This window comes from Micrococcus sp. HG099 (assembly GCF_024723355.1).
GTDB classification, from domain to species: Bacteria; Actinomycetota; Actinomycetes; order Actinomycetales; family Micrococcaceae; genus Micrococcus; species Micrococcus endophyticus.
Genome location: NZ_JANQCJ010000305.1, coordinates 1 through 453, shown reverse-complemented (window position 1 = coordinate 453; position 453 = coordinate 1). Strand labels below are relative to the sequence as shown.

The following is a 453-nucleotide window of genomic DNA, read 5'->3' as shown; positions in this document are numbered from 1 at the left end:
CGAGAATGGTGCGTGAGGAACAGCTCGGCAGACTGGCGCAGCTGGGCGCACTGGTGAACGGCATCAGTCGACTGGTGCATATGCTACAGTGCGAGCGCGGTGCGTCAAATGTCTGGCTCTGCTCGCAGGGCAAATTGTACGCGCCTGAATGCCAGGCCAGCAGGGCCCTGGTGGATGAAAACCTTGCCGCATTGCACCTTCTGTTTAACGAACCGCTCCCGGGCAGCGCCCTCTGCGAACGTATTGCCAGCGCACTGCACTGCCTTGAGACGCTGACGGCGCTGCGTGATAGCGTTACAGGTCAACGCGTCACCGCGCCGCAGGCGATGGAACACTATAGCCGCATACTGCGTCATCTGCTCAGTATCGTACCCCAACTCAGCGACAGCATTGACGATCCGCACATCGCGGGCCGATTTGTGGCCCTTTACAGCCTGATGCAGGGCAAAGAAC

The 453-nt window shown here is 60.0% G+C and carries 1 protein-coding gene; it reads left to right on the top strand.

Annotation, left to right across the window (positions count from 1 at the left end):
- On the top strand, positions 1–453 hold a 453-nt coding region (locus NWP10_RS12350; protein WP_258301097.1), incomplete at both ends, for a nitrate- and nitrite sensing domain-containing protein.